We start from the raw sequence: 17,445 nt of genomic DNA on the forward strand, positions 1-17,445 counted from the left end.
CCGCGGACGCCTATTACCACACCGGTACAAACTGGTGGGTATCATGACAAGAGCCCCCTGTATTACTCCGGGGGCCTCTTCTCCGCTGTGCACTCGGCAGGATTCGAACCTGCAACCTTCTGATCCGTAGCTAGCCAGAGCGGTCAGTGGCGGTCATACCGGCCGCTACGAGGCCCCGGAGAGACGTTAGCGGACCGGGACGGTTGCTGGGGTTGCGGTACTGGGCTGCTGTACGGCGGTTTCACGGGGCCGTGAGGTACTAACCCTCGCCTTGTCGTCCAGCCAGAGAGCGGACGGTGATAGAAGTTTCCCCACCTCGTCAAGAACCCCACTCATTGCGGATCGTCCAGCACATCCCATCCGTCGGGCAGGCCCAGCGCGACTGGAACCGCACCTATGCGGAGCTTGCCGAGTGCCAAATTCCCTACACGGCCATGCGGCGCCGTCTGGTGCAACTGTCCTGCCGTCTTGCCGTGCATCCGTTCTGGGGCACCGAGCCGGGACGCTCGTCAGCGGCGCGGGTGGAGCTGCGGTGCCAGGTCCGCGCGCAGGAGGAAGCGGAGGCCCGTGGTCGATCACCTCACCGAGCGGCAGGAGAGGATCCTGCGGTGCATCACCGGGGGGATCGCTGAGCGCGGGGAGGCCCCGTCGGTCCGGGAGGTCGGTCAGCGGTCGGGTTGTCGAGCACGTCGTCTGTGGCGTATCAGCTTCGCCGGATGGAACAGGCCGGAGCGGGCGGCGCTGGCGCTCCTGCCGCATGGGCAGTTGACGGGACCGCTGATTCATCTGCGCATGCTGGGGCTTCTGAGCCGCCAGGCGGAAGGCGCAACCGAATCACGTTATCGCGAGTCACGCCAGGGAGGAATCGCTTGGGACGGACGACTGCGTAGCGAACGGCAACGCTGTCTGAGCGGCAGGACCACAATTGCGGTTTGCGCTTGCCCCGTTGGTGAGTTGCAATAGAAGAACAGCGTTCGAACTCCCTGATGTTGCAGGGCAACCAAACCAGCAACACAGAGGTTGAGCGAACGACAATTCAACGAGTCGAGGGGTGTCAGTATGCCTCGTCTGCTGCAGGGAACAGCCCGCGTGGAGGGTGTAGACCACGAGGACTTCACCGCGAATGAGCACCCGAGTGACAAGCTTCGGGATTTCCAAATCGTTCTCGAAGAGGGGCAACCTGAACAAAACATTGAGATCAGGCCCGTTTCGTGGGGCGGCGAGTGCCGCGTCGAGGTGGAACTCAACGCCCGTGCCGTGGATAACGGGTCGGCAAAGATCACTGGAGAGGCGCGGTTCTTCGAGGGCGCTTCCGAGACGACTGGTGAGCTGGAGGACAGGCAAAGCATCGACTTCTCCGTCCCGCGTTCCACCGGTGCGAACCCTTCCCGACAACATCACGTTTCGCTTCGCAACGAAGTCGATATTGGCGCAGAAGACACTGCGGATGTCTTCCTGACAGTCTCTAATCGGCGCCTCGACGTCGACGACGAAGACGACCTATAGAGGGAGTGAGCCATGCCTCGGTTGTTGATGGGCTCCGTGAGAGCCGCTGGAAAGGACTTCGAGAACTTCGGCAGTGACGAATTTCTCCGTGACAACCACCGTGACGTCAGGGAGCTGCTGAATCAGGGGGACAACGAGAGCGCGATTCGGGTTGATCCGTTCAAGTGGGGAGGAGAATGCCGAATCGAAGTCCACCTGAACGCCATCGCCCTGGATAGTGGTGTGGTCCAGGTGCACGGATTCACATCATTCTTCGAAGGGACCTCAGAAGACACTCCGGACGAGAGAGACCGCGAGCTTCTCAATTTCCTGGTGCCTCGGTTCAAAGCGCCACACGATCACCCGACGGTGATTTCGGCTCACATGCAGAGCGGGCCTGACATGGGAGATGTAACACTCTCCCTGACAAACACCCCTGCCGACTAGTACTCCCGCGGGACTCCTGTATTTGTCCTGGTCAACGGCGTGAGGGTGGGGATTGAACGAAGCGGGCTTCGGTCTACCCGCAGGACGTACACGGGTTTAGACCCCACAGGGGTGGCCATGTGTGGGCCAGGAAGGGCTGTTGGCACGTGGGCACCGCTTCTACACAGGTCAAAGCGTCACGGATGCGTGTGGCGTAGCGGTCTTGAACACCGTCGTGGCAGCGATGTGACCGTGGGTTCTAATCCCACACCCACCGCACGCGAAAGGCCCCTGACCAGACAAGGCGGGTTCTAATGATCCCCGCAACACCCTGATTTTCAGGGAGTTGCGGGGTTCGTGGATTTTGAGGACTTGATGGCGAGGTTCTTCGAGGCGCTGGACCGGGAGTGCGGCAGTATCTCGGGGCTGCTCGGGCGGTCGGGGTGAACCGTGCGACGGCGTTCGGGTGGGCACGGAAGGCCGGCGTCCGTGGTCGCGGGAAGACGGGCACGACCGGGCATCCGGGTCGGGCGGAGTATGACCGGCTTCGCGCGGCCGGGGTGCGGCGGCGGGCCGCCGCGGCACAGGTCGGGGTCCACGAACGTACTGCCCTGGACTGGGACCGCGGGATCCGGAAGATCGGCAACGCGCGCCTGCACCCCGATGGGCGCAGGATCGACTACACAACGGGCATGACCAGCACCGTTGCCGTCACATCAGCGCCGTCCCTTGCGGCGGTCGAGGCCGTGCTGCACCCAAGGTTCCTCACGGCGACAGAGCGGGAGTTGATCGCTGACATGCGTGGTGAGGGCCAGTCGCTACGCGCGAACGGACGGGCACTGGGCCGGCCGCCGTCCACCGTCAAGCGCGAGATCGACGCCCGTGCGGTTGATGGCGTCTATCAGCCGCATCGGGCCCAGCGGGCGTGGGCGAAGAGCCCGTCGCGCCCCAAGGAGTCCAAGCTTTCGTCGAGGGCGTTGAGCCGGTCGAGGATGGCGATGGTGGGCAGGCGATCGACCCCGCGAAAGCCGGAGCCGCCACGCGAACGCCGTGGATGGGCAGACCGCCGGTGACCAGTGGGCGCCGGAACGACTCAAGCCCGCGACCCTGAACAGCTATGAGGGGCTGTCACGCCTCTACATCCGTCCCGCGCTCGGCAAGAAGAAGCTCAATCGGTTGTCGCCGGCGGATGTACGGCGGTTCCTCGCAGAGTTCAAGGCCGCCTGCCTGTGCTGCCTCCGAGGGGCGGACAAGGAGAGGCCGGAGGGCAAGCGCAACTGCTGCGCGGTCGGCCGCTGCTGCAAGCGCCGCCCATCCGCTCGCACGGTCCAGTACATCCACGCCGTTCTCCGATCCGCGCTACAGCAGTCGATGCGCGAAGAACTGATCGCGCGAAACGTCGCACGGATCGTGGAGACACCCACAGTCGACACCAAGGAGGTACGTCCATTGGACGCCGCAGAAGTCCGCGTGATGCTCCGCACCGCCCAGCCTCACCGCCTGTACGCCCTGTGGCTGCTGCTCGTTTCGACCGGCCTGCGGCGGGGAGAAGTCCTCGCGCTCACCTGGTCGGACATCGACCTTGCACGCGGTCAGCTCCGCGTCCGGCGGAACGTACAGCGCATCCGGCGTGAGCTGATCTTCGGCACCCCGAAGACCACACGCTCGGTCCGTACGCTGGCGCTGCCGAAAGGCTGCGTACGGGCGCTCACGGAGCATCGCGAGCAGCAGGAGCGCGAGCGCAAGGTGGCCGGCCAGAAGTGGCAGCCGGTCCCCGAACATCCGACGGGCCTCATCTTCACCACAGTGACGGGCCGCGTCACGGACCCCCGCAGCCTGAATCGGATGCTCACCATCCTGTGCCGAGACGCGAAGGTGCGGCGGGTGCGCGTGCACGACCTGCGGCACACCTGCGCATCGCTGCTGCTGGCTCAGGGGGTCGACGCGCGCACGATCATGGAGACGCTCGGGCACAGCACCATCACCATGACGCTTGACTCCTACGCGCATGTGATGGGCACAACGCTTCGGGCCGCTGCGGATCAGATGGACGACGCGCTGAAATTCGACAACTCCGAGAGCGGAACGGAGGTCGAGACCGGATCGGGCACTGACGCCTGATCCACGTGTCGCGACCTACTGAGCCTGGCTGAGCCCGTCCATGTAGGCGTCCATGTACTCGGCTTCCGACAGGGCGTCGCACGCCGCGGGCTGCGGGTCCGAATCGGTCTCCGGGTCGAAGTCGGCAGGGCGGTTACTGACTGCCTCAGCTATGGCGTTCACGCACTGGCGGGTGATCTCCGCCTTACTGAGCGCGGGCGCGGAAGTGGCGGCCGGCTTCTCTGGTGCGGGGTCCGTGCTGGTGCAGGCGGTAAGCGTCGCGGCCAGGAGTATCAGGGTGGCGGCGGTGCGGGTGGTCATGGTCCCCCCAAGGGCGCGTGGTCGTGGGGGGACATCATGCGGGACGGGACAGCAGCAGGCCCCGCCGTTGCGCAGATACCGACGGGGCCTGTTCACGGACACGTTGATGTCACCCGCTGATGTCAAAGGCCCCCTGGACGATGTCCAGGGGGCCTTTGACCTATGTGCACTCGGCAGGATTCGAACCTGCAACCTTCTGATCCGTAGTCAGATGCTCTATCCGTTAAGCTACGAGTGCCTGCCGTTGGTGTGACCCGCTGGCTTGCCTCCCGGGCTTTTTCTGCCCCGTCGGCGTTGCGAGAACAACATTACATGACCTGCGCCGTCACGCGAAATCCATTAGCTCCACCAGCCCTGAGCTGCGGTAACACCGTCTCGGGACCCTTGCCGGACAGGCTGTCCCTCACCCGTACGGAGCCATCCGCAGCCGGAAACGACCGAAGCCCCGCGCCAGGGGCACGGGGCTTCGGTGGTGAGCGGAGGCGGAGGGATTTGAACCCTCGATGGGCTTTAAGACCCAAACCGCATTAGCAGTGCGGCGCCATAGACCGGACTAGGCGACGCCTCCAGCACACCCCGCGCGAACGCGGGTGGTGCGTTGCAGATGATGACACAGTCGAGCGCGCTGTCACCAATCGCCGCCCACCGTACTAGGCATGCGGGCGCCAGAGCAAAGCACCGCAGCGGTTGCGCATCGTCGGGGCGTGCGCAGCGTTAGAGGGAGCGGGGGCGCCGCCCCCGCCCGCCCGCCGTACGTGTCCAGAGCACAGGAGCCCCGCATGCTGCGTCGCCTCGCCGTCACCGCCGTCGCCTCTCTCGCCGTTCTGTCCGCCGCCGCGCCGGCGGCGGTCGCCGTGACCCCGGTGCCCGTACCCCTGCTGCCGCTGCCGCTGTTCCTGGACGACCGGCAGGACCCATGGGGGCACGAGGGCCGGAGCGGCCCGGGCGACCAGGGCAGTCAGGAGGCCACCCTGCGGATGACCGTGACCGTCACGGATTCCGGGGACCCGGCGGCCGACGGCACCTTCGAGCTCCTGTGCGGGCCCGACAGGGCGGGCGGCACCCACGCGAAGGCACAGGCGGCCTGCGACCGGCTGGCGGAAGCGCAGGCGGCGGACGAGAACCCGTTCCTGCCGACGCCCAAGGACGCCATGTGCACCCAGATCCACGGCGGACCGGCCACCGCGCGGGTCGTCGGGACCTGGCAGGGGCGGGACATCACCGCGTATCTGAACCGGGAGAACGGCTGCGAGATCTCCCGCTGGAACAACCTGATTCCGGTACTGCCCGCCCTCTGACGGCCCTCCGGCCGGTCCGCCGCCCGGTGTCCGCGCACGTCACACGGTGCGCGGACGGTCACAGATCACGCCCCCGGCGTACACCGCTCGCACAGAACCTTGGTGAGAGCTCCCCCTCATAGGCCGCCCCGCCGCCCTCCCCAGCCTTTAGACTCCTCCTGTGACAGCCTGCGGCCCGAGGGGCAGGATGGGGCCCGCTGTCGGCAAGGTGCGGTAATCAGGGAGGAAGCGTCGTCGTGAGCAGCAGGCCATCCCGAGGCGCTGCTCGCCTCGCAGCCATACTCGACGCCCTCCCGGACGGGCTTCTGCTCGTCAATTGCAACGGCACGGTCGTCAACGCCAACACCATCGCCCTCGAAATGTTCGAGACCCCGGGCACCGCGCTCGTCGGGCGCGGACTGCTCGATCTGCTTCCGGAGTTCGACTCCAAGCTGATTCCGGGGTCGATGCGCCGGCCGGAGGCTGCGGACGAGCAGGGCAGGACCAAGCCGACGCGGATGACCGCGCGGCGTACCGACGGCATCGAGTTCCCGGCGGAGATCACCAGCGCGAGCCTGGACAGCGGCCAGGCCGGGTACAACGACATCCACTCCAGCTACACCGGCGACGAGCTGCTGATGCTCGTCGTACGCGACCTGTCGGGCACCGTCGACACCGAGGCCGAGCTGGCCCGTTCGCAGCGCCAGACCGAGATGATCCTGCGGGCCGCGTCCGAGGGCGTCGTGGGTACGGACACGGACGGCCGTGTCGTCCTCGTCAATCCGGCCGCCGCTCAGATACTCGGTTTCCGTGCCAGCGACCTGGGCGGCAAGGAGCTGCACCCGCTGGTCCTGCACTCACGCGCGGAGGGCGAGCCCTTCCCGTACGAGGATTCCCCCCTCGCCGACACCCTCAAGTCCGGGCGCAAGCACCGGGTGCGCGGGCAGGTGCTGTGGTCCAGAGGCGGTGCGCAGGTGCCGGTCGATCTGACGACCGCGCCCGTCAGGGACGGGGACCAGCTGGTCGGTGCGGTGATGACGTTCACCGACCGCAGGCCGTACGAGGAGCTGACCGAGCAGCACACGGCCGAGGTCGCCGAACTGACCGGGAGCCACACCGCCGAGGTCGCCCGTCTCACCGAGGCCCACGCCGCGGAGATCGCGGAGCTGACCGAGCGGCACGCGGCCGAACTCGCCGACCGCACGGAGCGGTACGCCTCCGAGCTGGAGAAGCAGACCGACCTCGTCGCCGCGCTGAGCGCCCGGCACGGCCAGCTGACCGCCGTGCTCGGCGAGTCGCTGCGCGGCCCGCTGGAGGAGCTGCGCGGGGAGCTGTCCACGCTCGCCGCCGACCCGGCCGGCCAGCTGTGGCCGGAGGCCAACCAGATCCTGCACCACCTGGCCGCGGGCTACGCCCGGATGACGACCCTCGTCGACAACGTGCTGGGTTACCAGCGTCTGGACTCGGGTACGGAGGGCCTCGCCAAGGTCCCCGTCCTGCTCGACGGTGTCGTGGCGGCCGGTATCGACGGTGCGGTGGAACTGATCGGGCCGGGCCGCGCGCAGTTCGCGGTGCATGCCCCGCCGATCGAGGCCGAGGTGGACCCGGGACGGCTGGCGACGGCGCTCGCGCACCTGGTCGCGGATGTCGCCGGTGTCGACTCGACGGGCAAGACCCGGCTGGTGCCCGGCGGCGGCTATGTCGATTCGACGGTCGTCGTGGCCGCCGCGCAGCGCGGTGACGTCGTACGGATCGAGGTGCGCGGGCCGTTCGCCGGGGGAGACCCGGTGCACGAGCCGATCGTGCGCGGGATCGTACGGGCGCACGGCGGTGTGCTCCAGACGCACGAGATGCCGGGCATGAGCGGCAGTGCGTACGTACTCGAAGTACCGCTCGGCGCCGGCTCCGGCACGGTCGTGACCCCGCCGGTGGAGGCCGTGCCTGCGGCGCAGGAGATCGTCCCGCAGGACCAGGGGAGCACGAGCGGCGGACGGCGCAGGGCGCGCAGGCCGTCGACCGACGCCTTCCTGGACAGCCCCGTGGGCGGCGCCGCGGCGACGGACACCGATGCGGCGGAGCCGACCGGGCGGCGCAGGGCGCGGCGCGCGGCGGGGGCGCCGGAATCCGCTCCCGAGGAGCAGCAGCTCGCGGAACAGGGTCCCGGCGTGCCGAACGGCGGCTCCGGCCGCAGGCGCGGACGTCCCAGCCCGGCGGAGACGGGTGTGGCGGATCTGCCGGAGGGTGCGCAGGGGCTTCCGGGGGCTCAGGCGCTTCGGGGGGCTCAGGGGCTTCAGGGAGCTCAGCGAGTGGCCCAGCAGGGCCAGGCGTTGGCGTTGCCCGCCGGCGCCTCGGGCCCTTCCGTGTCTCCCGTTCCTCCCGCTTTCCCGGCTCCTTCCGAGGGTTCCGTGGTGACCGCTGCCGAGGGTGCGCAGGGTCGTCCGCAGCTCGGTCGGACCGTGCCGCCGCAGGGCGTGCCGTCGGGCGGGCAGATGCCGGTGTCGCCTTCGGGCCGTCGTGCGCGAAGGGACGGGGAGCCCCAGCCGGCCCTTCCGGCCATCGCCTCGCCACAGCCGTCCCCGGCCGCCCCGGACGGGGCTCCGGGTGCTCCGGGTGCTCCGGGTGCTCCGGGTGCTCCGGGCGGCGACGCCCAGGGCTCGCAGCCCGGTGGCCGCCGGGCGCGACGTGCGCTGTCGGCCGCTCAGGAACGTGCCGCGCAGGCCGAGCCGACCGGGCCGCGTACCGCGTTCGCGCTGCCGCCCGCCGACGCGGACCGGGTCCCGCCCGCGGCCGAGGCGGCGGCCGAAGCGTCGCCGGAGCGCCACGACGCCGTACAGACCACGCCGGACGCCGACCACACCCCGCCGCAGGCGCACCCCGTGCCGTCCGGCCGCCGTCGGGCACGCCGTCCCGTCGCACCGGACGAGCCGGCCGACGCGTCCACGCCCCCCGGCTGGGGCCAGGAGGGCACCTCCGGCCAGGGCCTGGCCGCACTGGCGGGGGACGCCGAGGCATCCGACGACGAGTCCTGGGCGGGCTCCGGCCGGACCACACACACCACCGGGGCCGCTCCGGCTCCCTCACCGGCGCCCCCGCGGGAGAGCGCACCGCCCACCGCCCACCCGGCCGACCACACGGCTCCCGCACAGGACGCGGGGCGTCAGCCGTTGCCCGCCGAGGCGCCGATGCCCGCGTCCTCGGACTCGACCCAGGGCCGCGCGTTCAGCGTGCGGACGCTGGGCCAGGGTGTGCCGTTCGCGCAGCACCTCGCGCACCAGCAGAACCAGAGCCTCGGCGGCGCCGGACGGCGCCGCAAGCTGACCGCCCCTCCGGAGGCCGAGCCCGCGGCGCCGTCCGTGCCGCCGCAGGCCGGCACGGCCCCTGCCGTTCCCGAACAGCCCTCCGCGCAGGCCGGTGCCCCGAAGGGCGCCGGGTCCGGTCAGCTGCTGTCGACCCCGGTGGCCGCAGGGCGCGCGTACGCCATAGGGGCGCCCGACAGGGGCGCCGCCGAAGGACCGGAGCCGCTGGACGGCCCCGGTGGTGCGGTCGAGGTGGCCAACCGGCCGCAGCCCCACCCCGTCGACGACGAGCTGCCCCCGGAGCCGCTGGACAATCCGCGACGGCTGCTCGTCTGGCCCGCACCCGACGTCTCCACCCAGCAGGCGCTGAGCGACCGCGGCTACCGTCCGGTGATCGTCCACTCCCGCGAGGAGGTCGACGCCCAGATCGCCGCGTTCCCCGCCGCGCTCTTCGTGGACCCGCTGACCGGCCCCATCACCCGGACCGCCCTCCAGTCGCTGCGCCAGGCGGCGGTGGCCGCCGAGGTGCCTGTGCTGGTGACGGCCGGGCTCGGGCAGGCGACGCGTGAGGCGGCGTACGGTGCCGACCCCGCCGTACTCCTCAAGGCGCTCGCCCCCCGCGACAGCGAACAGCACCCGCCGCGGGTGCTCCTGATCGAGGAGCACGAGGAGATCGCGGTGGCCCTGACGGAGACGCTGGAGCGCCGTGGCATGCAGGTCGCGAGGGCGGCGGCCGACAGCGAGGCGGTCGAGCTCGCCACCCGGATGCGGCCGAATCTGGTGGTGATGGACCTGATGCAGGTGCGCCGCCGACGCGCCGGAATCATCGACTGGCTGCGCGCGAACGGCCAGTTGAACCGCACGCCGCTGGTCGTCTACACCTCGACCGGTCTGCACGAGTCGGAACTGGCCGGGCTCAGCTCGGGCGAAACCGTTCTCTTCCTGGCCGAGCGCTCCACCAGCGACGAGGTGCAGTCCCGCATCGTCGACCTGCTGGCGAAGATAGGCACCAACTGACGCACGCATGCGAGGAGGGCGGTACGGGAAGTCCCGTACCGCCCTCCTCGTCGTGCCGGGTCAGAGCTGGGTGATGTCCAGCTCACCGTCCGCGTACTGCTTTCGGATCACCTTCTTGTCGAACTTGCCGACGCTCGTCTTCGGCACCGCCGGGATGACCGTCCAGCGCTCCGGCAACTGCCACTTGGCGACCGACTGCGCGAGGAACTCCTTCAGCGCGACGTAGTCGGCGGTGGCGCCCTCCTTGAGGACGACGGTGGCGAGCGGGCGCTCGCCCCACTTCTCGTCGGGGACGGCCACGACCGCGGCCTCGGCCACGTCGGGGTGCCCCATCAGGGCGTTCTCCAGCTCGACGCTGCTGATCCACTCGCCGCCGGACTTGATGACGTCCTTGGCCCGGTCGGTCAGGGTGAGGAAGCCGTCCTCGCTGATCACGCCGACGTCACCGGTCTTGAGCCAGCCGTCCTCGCTGAACTTGTCCTCGGGCCGCAGGTGTTCGCCGTCCGGGCCGCCGTAGTACGCACCGGCGATCCAGGACCCGCGGACCTCCAGCTCACCGGCCGACTCGCCGTCCCACGACAGGTGCTCGCCGCCGGGGCCGACGAGGCGCGCCTCGACGCCGGCGGGGAAGCGGCCCTGTGTGACGCGGTACGGCCACTCCTCCTCCGCGGTGAGTCCGGCGGGCGGGTTGGCCATGGTGCCGAGCGGCGAGGTCTCCGTCATGCCCCAGGCGTGGCAGAGGCGGACGCCCAGCTTGTCGTACGCCTCCATGAGGGAGGGCGGGCAGGCGGCGCCGCCGATGGTGACGCTGGCCATGGACGTGAGGTCGCGCGGGTTGGCGGTCACCTCGGCGAGCAGTCCCTGCCAGATGGTGGGGACGGCGGCGGCGTGGGTCGGCTTCTCCTGCTCGATCATGTCGGCGAGCGGGGCGGGCTGGAGGAAACGGTCCGGCATGAGCATGTTGACGCCGGTCATGAACGTCGCATGGGGCAAACCCCACGCGTTTACATGAAATTGGGGCACGACCACCAGGGTGGTGTCCTTGTCCGTGAGCCCCATCGACTCGGTCATGTTGACCTGCATGGAGTGCAGGTAGATGGAGCGGTGGGAGTAGACGACGCCCTTGGGATCACCTGTGGTGCCGGAGGTGTAACACATGGCGGCGGCCTGGCGTTCGTCCAGCTCGGGCCAGTCGTACTCGGTGGGCCGGCCCGCCAGCAGCTCCTCGTACTCGTGCACGCGCGGCGCGATCCCGCTGAGCCCGGAGCGGTCACCCGGGCCCGTGACGACCACGTGCTCGATGGACGGCAGGTGGGGGAGCAGCGGCACGAGGAGGGGCAGCAGCGAACCGTTGACGATCACGACCTTGTCGTCGGCGTGATTGACGATCCAGGCCAGCTGTTCGGCGGGGAGCCGGAGGTTGAGCGTGTGCAGTACGGCGCCCATGGAGGGGATCGCCAGATACGCCTCGACGTGTTCGGCGTTGTTCCAGCAAAGCGTTGCGACCCTCTGGTCGCCGTCGATGCCGAGCTCGTCACGCAGGGCGTGGGCCAGCTGCCCGGCGCGCCTGCCGATCTCGGCGAAGCTGCGACGATGCGGCTCGGGTTCGCCGGTCCAGGTCGTGACCTGCGACTTCCCGTGAATCGTCATCCCATGGGTCAGGATGCGGGTGACAGTCAGCGGTACGTCCTGCATGGTGCTGAGCACGGCGTCCTCCCGGTGGGCGCTACGCGGCAGTAATGTTCCGCTGATTCTGCGCACATACCACTTGGTATGTCACTACTCCTGCGCATACGAATCGGTGTCGCCGGGCAAAATCGCTCGTCCCGGGACGGGCCGCCCTTACCGGACCGGGGTCAGCTCCGGGTCCTCCCGGAGTTTGCCCAGTGCCCGCGACACCGCGCTCTTGACCGTCCCGATGGACACGCCGAGCACCTCGGCCGTCTGGGCCTCGCTGAGATCCTCGTAGTAGCGCAGGACGACCATGGCGCGCTGGCGGTCCGGGAGCTTGAGGACCGCTCGCCACATCGCGTCGTGAAGTGACTGCTGCTCGGCCGGATCAGGGGCCGGTACGGACTCCTGCTCGGGCAGCTCCTCGCAGGCGAACTCGTCGACCTTGCGCTTGCGCCACTGCGAGGTGCGCGTGTTCACCAGGGCCCGGCGGACATATCCGTCGAGTGCCCGGTGATCCTCGATCCGCTCCCACGCGACGTACGTCTTGGCGAGCGCGGTCTGCAGCAGGTCCTCGGCATCGCTCGGGTTCGCGGTGAGCGAGCGGGCCGTCCGCAGCAGTACGGGCCCCCGCGCCCGTACGTACGAGGAGAACGACGCATAGGGCGAGCAGGTCGGGTGTCCGGCGGCGGCAGCGACTGCCCTGGAGGCGCCGGTGCAGACTGGCGTGGTCATACCTCCACGCTAGGAGCGGGCGCCACCGAGGGGATCGGCCCCAGGTCCCGAAGCGTCGTCCGCCTCAGGTTGTAGGGGCGGGCCGGGCTGCACCTCCTGAAGGTGGAGGGGCCGCCGGCCCGTGTCAGGGTCCGCCCCTGAGCCGGGCACCGGCCGGCCGGTACCTGTGCGCGGGCCTCAGCGCCACCTCCGCGGCGCGGCCGGCTCAGTCGTCGGTACCGAGGATCAGCCCCGACGTGGGAACGCCCGTACCGGCCGTGACCAGCGTCCTGGCCGCCCCGGATATCTGGTTCACCGAGGTCGAACGGATCTGCCGGACCGCCTCCGCGATGCCGTTCATCCCATGGAGATACGCCTCTCCCAACTGCCCTCCGTGCGTGTTCAGGGGCAGTTCGTCGCCCGCCACGAAGTCCGCCGCCTCCCCCGGCCCGCAGAAGCCGAACTCCTCCAGCTGCATGAGGACGAACGGAGTGAAGTGGTCGTAGAGGATGCCCACGTCGATGTCTGCGGGCGACAGTCCGGAGCTGCGCCAGAGCTGCCGGGCCACCACTCCCATCTCCGGCAGACCTGTCAGCCCGTCCCGGTAGAAGCTCGTCATCTGCTCCTGTGCCCGCCCCGCGCCCTGGGCCGCGGCGACGATCACGGCGGGTGGCCGGGGCAGATCTCTGGCCCTCTCGGCGCTGGTCACGACGATCGCCTGCCCGCCGTCGGTCTCCTGACAGCAGTCGAGCAGCCGCAGTGGTTCGACGATCCACCGCGAGGCGGCGTGCTCGGCGAGGGTGATCGGCTTCCCGTAGAAGTGCGCCGCCGGGTTGGTGGCCGCGTGGCGTCTGTCCGTGACCGCCACATGGCCGAAGACCTCCGGCGCGAGACCGTAGGTGTGCAGATAGCGCTGGGCGGCCATCGCCACCCAGGACGCCGGAGTGAGCAGCCCGAAGGGAAGGTTCCAGCCGAGCGCCGTCCCCTCAGCCGTGGGCTCGCGCCGCTGCACGCCGGAGCCGAATCTGCGCCCGGAGCGCTCGTTGAAGGCGCGGTAGCAGACGACGACGTCGGCCACCCCGCTCGCGACGGCCAGCGCCGCCTGCTGCACGGTGGCGCACGCGGCTCCGCCGCCGTAGTGAACCCGGGAGAAGAACGACAGCTCACCGATCCCCGCCGCCTGCGCGACCGTGATCTCGGGGCTGGTGTCCATGGTGAACGTGACCATCCCGTCGACGTCTCCGGGGGTCAGCCCGGCATCGTCGAGGGCGGCCCGCACGGCCTCGACGGCCAGTTTCAGCTCGCTGCGCCCCGAGTCCTTGGAGAACTCGGTCGCCCCGATCCCGACGACCGCGGCCTTTCCACCGAGCGAATCGGCCCTGCGCAGGCTCATGCCACCGCCTCCACCGACGGACCGGTGGCCGGCAGGGCGAGGGTGACCCGGCCCGAGACATGGCGCCCCAGGCCGTTGGTCCCCACGACCTCCACCTCCACGACCTGCATCTCCCCGGCCTCCATCTCCCCGGCCTCCGCCTCACCGGCCCCGGAGACTCCTTTCGAGTGCTCCCCGCCCGAAACGGCGACGACCTTTCCGGTCAGCACCATCGTGTCCCCGGGGTAATTGGGTGCCCCCAGCCGGATCGCGACCTTTCTCAGTACCGCCGCCGGGCCGAAGCGGTCGGTGACGAACCGTCCCACGAGCCCGTTCGTCGTGAGGATGTTCATGAAGATGTCCGGCGACCCCTTCTCCCGCGCGAGCTCGGCGTCATGGTGCACGTCCTGGTAATCGCGGGACGCGACGGCCCCCGCGACGATGAGAGTGCGCGTCACCGCGATCTCCAGCGGTGCCAGCTCCTCACCCACGCACGTCCGCCCCGCCGCACCACGGACCTCTTCCTGCCTCACGTCGGCACCTCCTCCGCCTCCGCCAGCAACCGGCCCAGTTCGTCCAGCACTTCACTGCCGCACCCCAGGTACGCATCGAGCTGGCGCCCCCACAGGAAGTGCCGGTGTACGGGGTGCTCCAGGTCGGCGCCCGTCCCGCCGTGGAGGTGCTGACCCGCGTGGACGACGCGCCGGCCCGCCTCCGACGCCCACCACGCGGCCGTCAGTGCCTGAGCCCCGTACGCGAGCGAGTGATCGCGTCGCCACGCAGCCTCGTACGCGGTGACCCGGATCGCCTCGGTGTCCATGTGCGCGTCGGCGGCCCGCAGCAGGACCGCCTGATGCGTGGAGAGCGGACGACCGAACTGCTCCCTGGTCGCGGTGTGTTCGACCGCGCGCGCCAGCGAGCCGGCCGCCACTCCGGCCTGCAGCCCCGCGAACGCCGTACGACTCGTCGCCAGCACCGAGGCATAGGCCCCTGCCCCGCCGAGTCTCTCCCCGAGCGCCCCGTCCAGGTCGAGCCGCGCCGCCGCCCACGGCGCCGTCGTCTCAACCGGCTGAACCGACACACCCCCACCCGCGGTGCTCACCATCCACAGCGCCCTGTCCGAGTCGGGCACCAGCACATGAGTCGCGTCCCGCAGCCACGGCACGTACGGCACGGTCCCGCTCAGCCGCCCGCCACCGCCGCCCGAGCGGAGGCCGCCACGCGCCGGAAACGCCCCCGTCGCCACCGCCGTGCCGTCCCGCAGCGGCGGCAGCAGCCGCTCCCGCTGCTCCGCAGAACCGTGCTCGTCGACCGCCAGCACCCCGTACACGCACGTCGCCGCGAAGGGCACCTGCGCGGTGGTCCGTCCCTGTTCCTCCAGCAGCAGCACCAGCCCGAGCAGCCCGATCTCCTCGACCGCGGCGATCAGTCCCGCCGCGCACAGCTCCTTCCAGAGCTCGGCGTCGGAGCCCGTCCCGGCCGCCGCCAGCCGCTCGTGCGTCGAGAGGTCCTTGAAGATCCGGGCGGCAAGTCCCTGCCCCGCGGCCTGCTCCTCCGTAGGCGTGAAGTCCATCTCAGCCCTCACTCCCACGGAACACCGGAAGCTCCAACTCGGGGTCCGTACGGAGGAACTCCAGCCGCACCGGCATACCCGGACGGATCTTGTCGGACGGCACGCCGACGACGTTGCTGACCATCCGCACCCCTTCGGCGAGCTCGACCAGCCCTACCGCGTACGGCCCCGGCTCGTCCGGCAGGCTGAAGGCGGGGAACGGGGGATGGTGCATCACGACATACGAGAAGACGGTGCCCTCGCCGCTCGCCTCGACGGTGTCCCACTCCGGCCCACCGCACGCGCCGCACCCGGGGAGCCACGGGAAGCGCAGCGTCGCGCACTCCGTGCAGCGCTGGATCAGCAGCTTGTGCCCGGCCACCCCTTCCCAGAATCCGGCGTTGTCCCTGTTGATCACCGGCCGCGGCCGCAGGCTCCTGGTGCCCTGCCTCCCCTGCGCTGGGCGGTACTTCAGAATTCTGAAGCGGTGCGTCCCGGCGGGCTCCCCGTCCGCCCTGACGTCCATCCGTGTCGTGACGAAGTACCCCGTGCCCAGCTTGGTCGTCTTCAGCTCCGAGACCGACTCGATCACCGCGTCGAAGGTGATCCGGTTGCCCGGACGGAGCGGTCGCGGATACTCCTGCTCGCAGTCGGTCGCGACCACCGAGGTGTAACCGGCGCCGTCGAGCAGGGTGAACAACTCCTCGTACGCCTCGGAACGGTCGGTGTGCCCCGAGAGCCCGCCCATAGTCCATGCCTGGAGCATCGTCGGCGGCGCGATCGCGTCCGGCCCCTCGTATGCCGGGAGGCTGTCCCCCATCGCCTCGCACCAGTGCCGGATCATCGCCTGATTGACCACGTCCTTGCCGACGCCCGCGGTCGCCGCGGCCCGGCCCTCGTACCCCTTGAGGCGCCGGTGCAGCTCGTCCGGCTGTCGCCGCCCGCTTCCCCCTCCCCGCCCTTCCTTCACCGCTTCCCCCTCTTCATGCCGAGCCGCATCGTCGCGACGATCTCCCGCTGCACCTCGCTCACCCCGCCCCCGAAGGTGTTGATCTGCGCCGCCCTGTTCATCCGCTCCAGCTCCCCGTCCCCGAACGAACCGAGTGAGCCACCCCGGACCATTCCGGCCTCGCCCGTGATTTCCTGGCACATTCGATACACCTCGACGGCGCTCTCGGTTCCCACGAACTTCACGCCGCTCGCCTCGCCGGGGGCCAGCGAGCCCGCCCCCACGGACCCCACCAACCGCCAGTTGAGCAGGCGTGTCGCCGCCAGCCGCGCATACGCCTCGGCCAGCCGGGATCGCACCCACGGCTCGTCAGCCGGCCGTCGCCCCGTCACTGGATCGGGGGTCCTGGCAAACGCCAGGGCCGCGTCGTAGAAATCCTCGGCCTGCATCCCGATCGCGGCGAGCGCCACCCGCTCATGGTTCAGCTGGTTGGTGATCAGGCCCCAGCCGGCGTTCTCCGCGCCGACGAGATGGGAGACGGGCACCCGGACGCGGTCGTAGTAGGTGGCCGTCGTGGTCAGGCCACCCACGGTTTCGATGGGCGTCCAGGCGAAGCCAGGATCGTCCGTCGGGACCAGAATGATCGAGATGCCCTTGTGCTTGGGCGCTTCGGGGTCCGTACGGCAGGCGAGCCAGATCCAGTCCGCGTTCTGGGCGTTGCTGGTGAAGATCTTCTGCCCGTCGATGACCCAGCACGCGCCGTCCCGCACGGCCCGGGTGCGCAGCGCCGCCAGGTCCGTACCCGCCTCCGGCTCGCTGTAGCCGATCGCGAAGACCAGCTCGCCGCTGAGAATCCGGGGCAGGAAGTAAGCCTTCTGCTCCTCCGTCCCGTACTTCATCAGGGTCGGTCCGACGGTGTTGAGCGTGACCATCGACACCGGCGCGCCCGCGCGGTACGCCTCGTCGAAGAAGACGAACTGTTCGTCGGGGCCCCGGCCCTGCCCGCCGTACTCCACGGGCCAGCCGAGTCCGAGCATGCCGTCGGCGCCGATCCGCCGCAGCAGGGCGCGCTGAGCGGCCGGGTCCTCGACCCTCGTGTCCGGCATGACCTCGCGGAAGTAGGTACGGAGTTCGGCGCGCAGCTGCTGCTGGCGTTCCGTCGGGGCGAGGTGCACGGTGGCGTCCTCCCGGGCGTACGGATCGGTGACGTCCTGACTTTCTGACTGTCCGTCAGGTTTAGTCGGGCTGTCAAGCCCGCTGCCGCA

General features: G+C 69.9%; 14 protein-coding genes, 2 tRNA genes and 1 pseudogene. 7 read left to right on the plus strand and 10 right to left on the minus strand.

Features of this window, described 5'->3' with window-relative positions:
- The first annotated feature begins 396 nt into the window (after positions 1 to 396).
- The 5 genes and pseudogenes from ACFWSK_RS21720 (at position 397) to ACFWSK_RS21740 (ending at position 4,032) form a co-directional block, all read left to right on the plus strand.
- The gene (locus tag ACFWSK_RS21720; protein WP_383788646.1) at positions 397 to 963 is read left to right on the plus strand and encodes a hypothetical protein; all 567 of its coding nucleotides are present in this window, start codon (positions 397 to 399) and stop codon (positions 961 to 963) included.
- A gap of 96 nt (positions 964 to 1,059) precedes the next feature.
- A complete protein-coding gene (locus tag ACFWSK_RS21725) occupies positions 1,060 to 1,506 on the plus strand; it encodes a hypothetical protein (protein WP_383788647.1) in 447 nt (148 codons plus the stop codon).
- A gap of 12 nt (positions 1,507 to 1,518) precedes the next feature.
- Entirely contained in the window at positions 1,519 to 1,932 is a 414-nt protein-coding gene (locus ACFWSK_RS21730) for a hypothetical protein (RefSeq protein ID WP_383788650.1), read from the plus strand.
- 539 nt (positions 1,933 to 2,471) lie between these two features.
- Positions 2,472 to 2,909, plus strand: a pseudogene (locus tag ACFWSK_RS21735) (helix-turn-helix domain-containing protein); the annotation flags it as partial.
- A gap of 52 nt (positions 2,910 to 2,961) precedes the next feature.
- Positions 2,962 to 4,032, plus strand: a complete 1,071-nt coding sequence (locus ACFWSK_RS21740; RefSeq protein ID WP_383788652.1) for a tyrosine-type recombinase/integrase — start codon at positions 2,962 to 2,964, stop codon at positions 4,030 to 4,032.
- A 15-nt stretch (positions 4,033 to 4,047) separates the two neighbouring features.
- Here the strand turns inward: ACFWSK_RS21740 and ACFWSK_RS21745 are convergent, their stop codons facing one another.
- The 3 genes from ACFWSK_RS21745 to ACFWSK_RS21755 form a co-directional block, all read right to left on the minus strand.
- On the minus strand, positions 4,048 to 4,332 hold the full coding sequence (locus tag ACFWSK_RS21745) for a hypothetical protein (RefSeq protein ID WP_383788654.1): 285 nt from the start codon (positions 4,330 to 4,332) through the stop codon (positions 4,048 to 4,050).
- A 165-nt stretch (positions 4,333 to 4,497) separates the two neighbouring features.
- Positions 4,498 to 4,570, minus strand: a tRNA-Arg gene (locus ACFWSK_RS21750).
- Positions 4,571 to 4,809: 239 nt separating this feature from the next.
- Positions 4,810 to 4,900 (minus strand) — tRNA-Ser (locus tag ACFWSK_RS21755).
- A gap of 211 nt (positions 4,901 to 5,111) precedes the next feature.
- Here ACFWSK_RS21755 and ACFWSK_RS21760 point away from each other — a divergent pair.
- On the plus strand, positions 5,112 to 5,630 hold the full coding sequence (locus ACFWSK_RS21760; protein WP_383788657.1) for an SSI family serine proteinase inhibitor: 519 nt from the start codon (positions 5,112 to 5,114) through the stop codon (positions 5,628 to 5,630).
- Between the two features lie 236 nt (positions 5,631 to 5,866).
- Positions 5,867 to 9,922 carry a PAS domain-containing protein gene (locus tag ACFWSK_RS21765; RefSeq protein ID WP_383788660.1) on the plus strand — a complete coding sequence of 1,352 codons (4,056 nt, stop codon included), beginning with the start codon at positions 5,867 to 5,869 and terminating at the stop codon, positions 9,920 to 9,922.
- A gap of 60 nt (positions 9,923 to 9,982) precedes the next feature.
- Here the strand turns inward: ACFWSK_RS21765 and ACFWSK_RS21770 are convergent, their stop codons facing one another.
- From ACFWSK_RS21770 to ACFWSK_RS21800, 7 genes are all read right to left on the minus strand, one after another.
- Positions 9,983 to 11,629: a long-chain fatty acid--CoA ligase gene (locus ACFWSK_RS21770; protein ID WP_383788663.1), complete on the minus strand. Its 1,647-nt coding sequence runs from the start codon at positions 11,627 to 11,629 to the stop codon at positions 9,983 to 9,985.
- Between the two features lie 135 nt (positions 11,630 to 11,764).
- Positions 11,765 to 12,328, minus strand: coding sequence for a SigE family RNA polymerase sigma factor (locus ACFWSK_RS21775; RefSeq protein WP_383788664.1), 564 nt, complete (start codon positions 12,326 to 12,328; stop codon positions 11,765 to 11,767).
- Positions 12,329 to 12,533: 205 nt separating this feature from the next.
- Positions 12,534 to 13,700 (minus strand): lipid-transfer protein, encoded by a 1,167-nt coding sequence (locus tag ACFWSK_RS21780; protein ID WP_383788667.1) that lies wholly within the window; start codon positions 13,698 to 13,700, stop codon positions 12,534 to 12,536.
- Complete coding sequence (locus tag ACFWSK_RS21785; protein ID WP_383788669.1) at positions 13,697 to 14,212, minus strand: MaoC/PaaZ C-terminal domain-containing protein; 516 nt, start codon at positions 14,210 to 14,212, stop codon at positions 13,697 to 13,699. The genes ACFWSK_RS21780 and ACFWSK_RS21785 overlap by 4 nt, the downstream gene beginning before the upstream one ends.
- Positions 14,209 to 15,252, minus strand: a complete 1,044-nt coding sequence (locus ACFWSK_RS21790; RefSeq protein ID WP_383788672.1) for an acyl-CoA dehydrogenase family protein — start codon at positions 15,250 to 15,252, stop codon at positions 14,209 to 14,211. The genes ACFWSK_RS21785 and ACFWSK_RS21790 overlap by 4 nt, the downstream gene beginning before the upstream one ends.
- Before the next feature lies 1 nt (position 15,253).
- Positions 15,254 to 16,201, minus strand: coding sequence for a bifunctional MaoC family dehydratase N-terminal/OB-fold nucleic acid binding domain-containing protein (locus ACFWSK_RS21795; RefSeq protein ID WP_383788675.1), 948 nt, complete (start codon positions 16,199 to 16,201; stop codon positions 15,254 to 15,256).
- On the minus strand, positions 16,198 to 17,355 hold the full coding sequence (locus tag ACFWSK_RS21800) for an acyl-CoA dehydrogenase family protein (protein ID WP_383788677.1): 1,158 nt from the start codon (positions 17,353 to 17,355) through the stop codon (positions 16,198 to 16,200). Before ACFWSK_RS21800 ends, ACFWSK_RS21795 begins: the two co-directional genes overlap by 4 nt.
- Positions 17,356 to 17,445: the final 90 nt, after the last annotated feature.

It is taken from the genome of Streptomyces sp. NPDC058620, assembly GCF_042717135.1.
Taxonomy (GTDB): Bacteria; Actinomycetota; Actinomycetes; order Streptomycetales; family Streptomycetaceae; genus Streptomyces.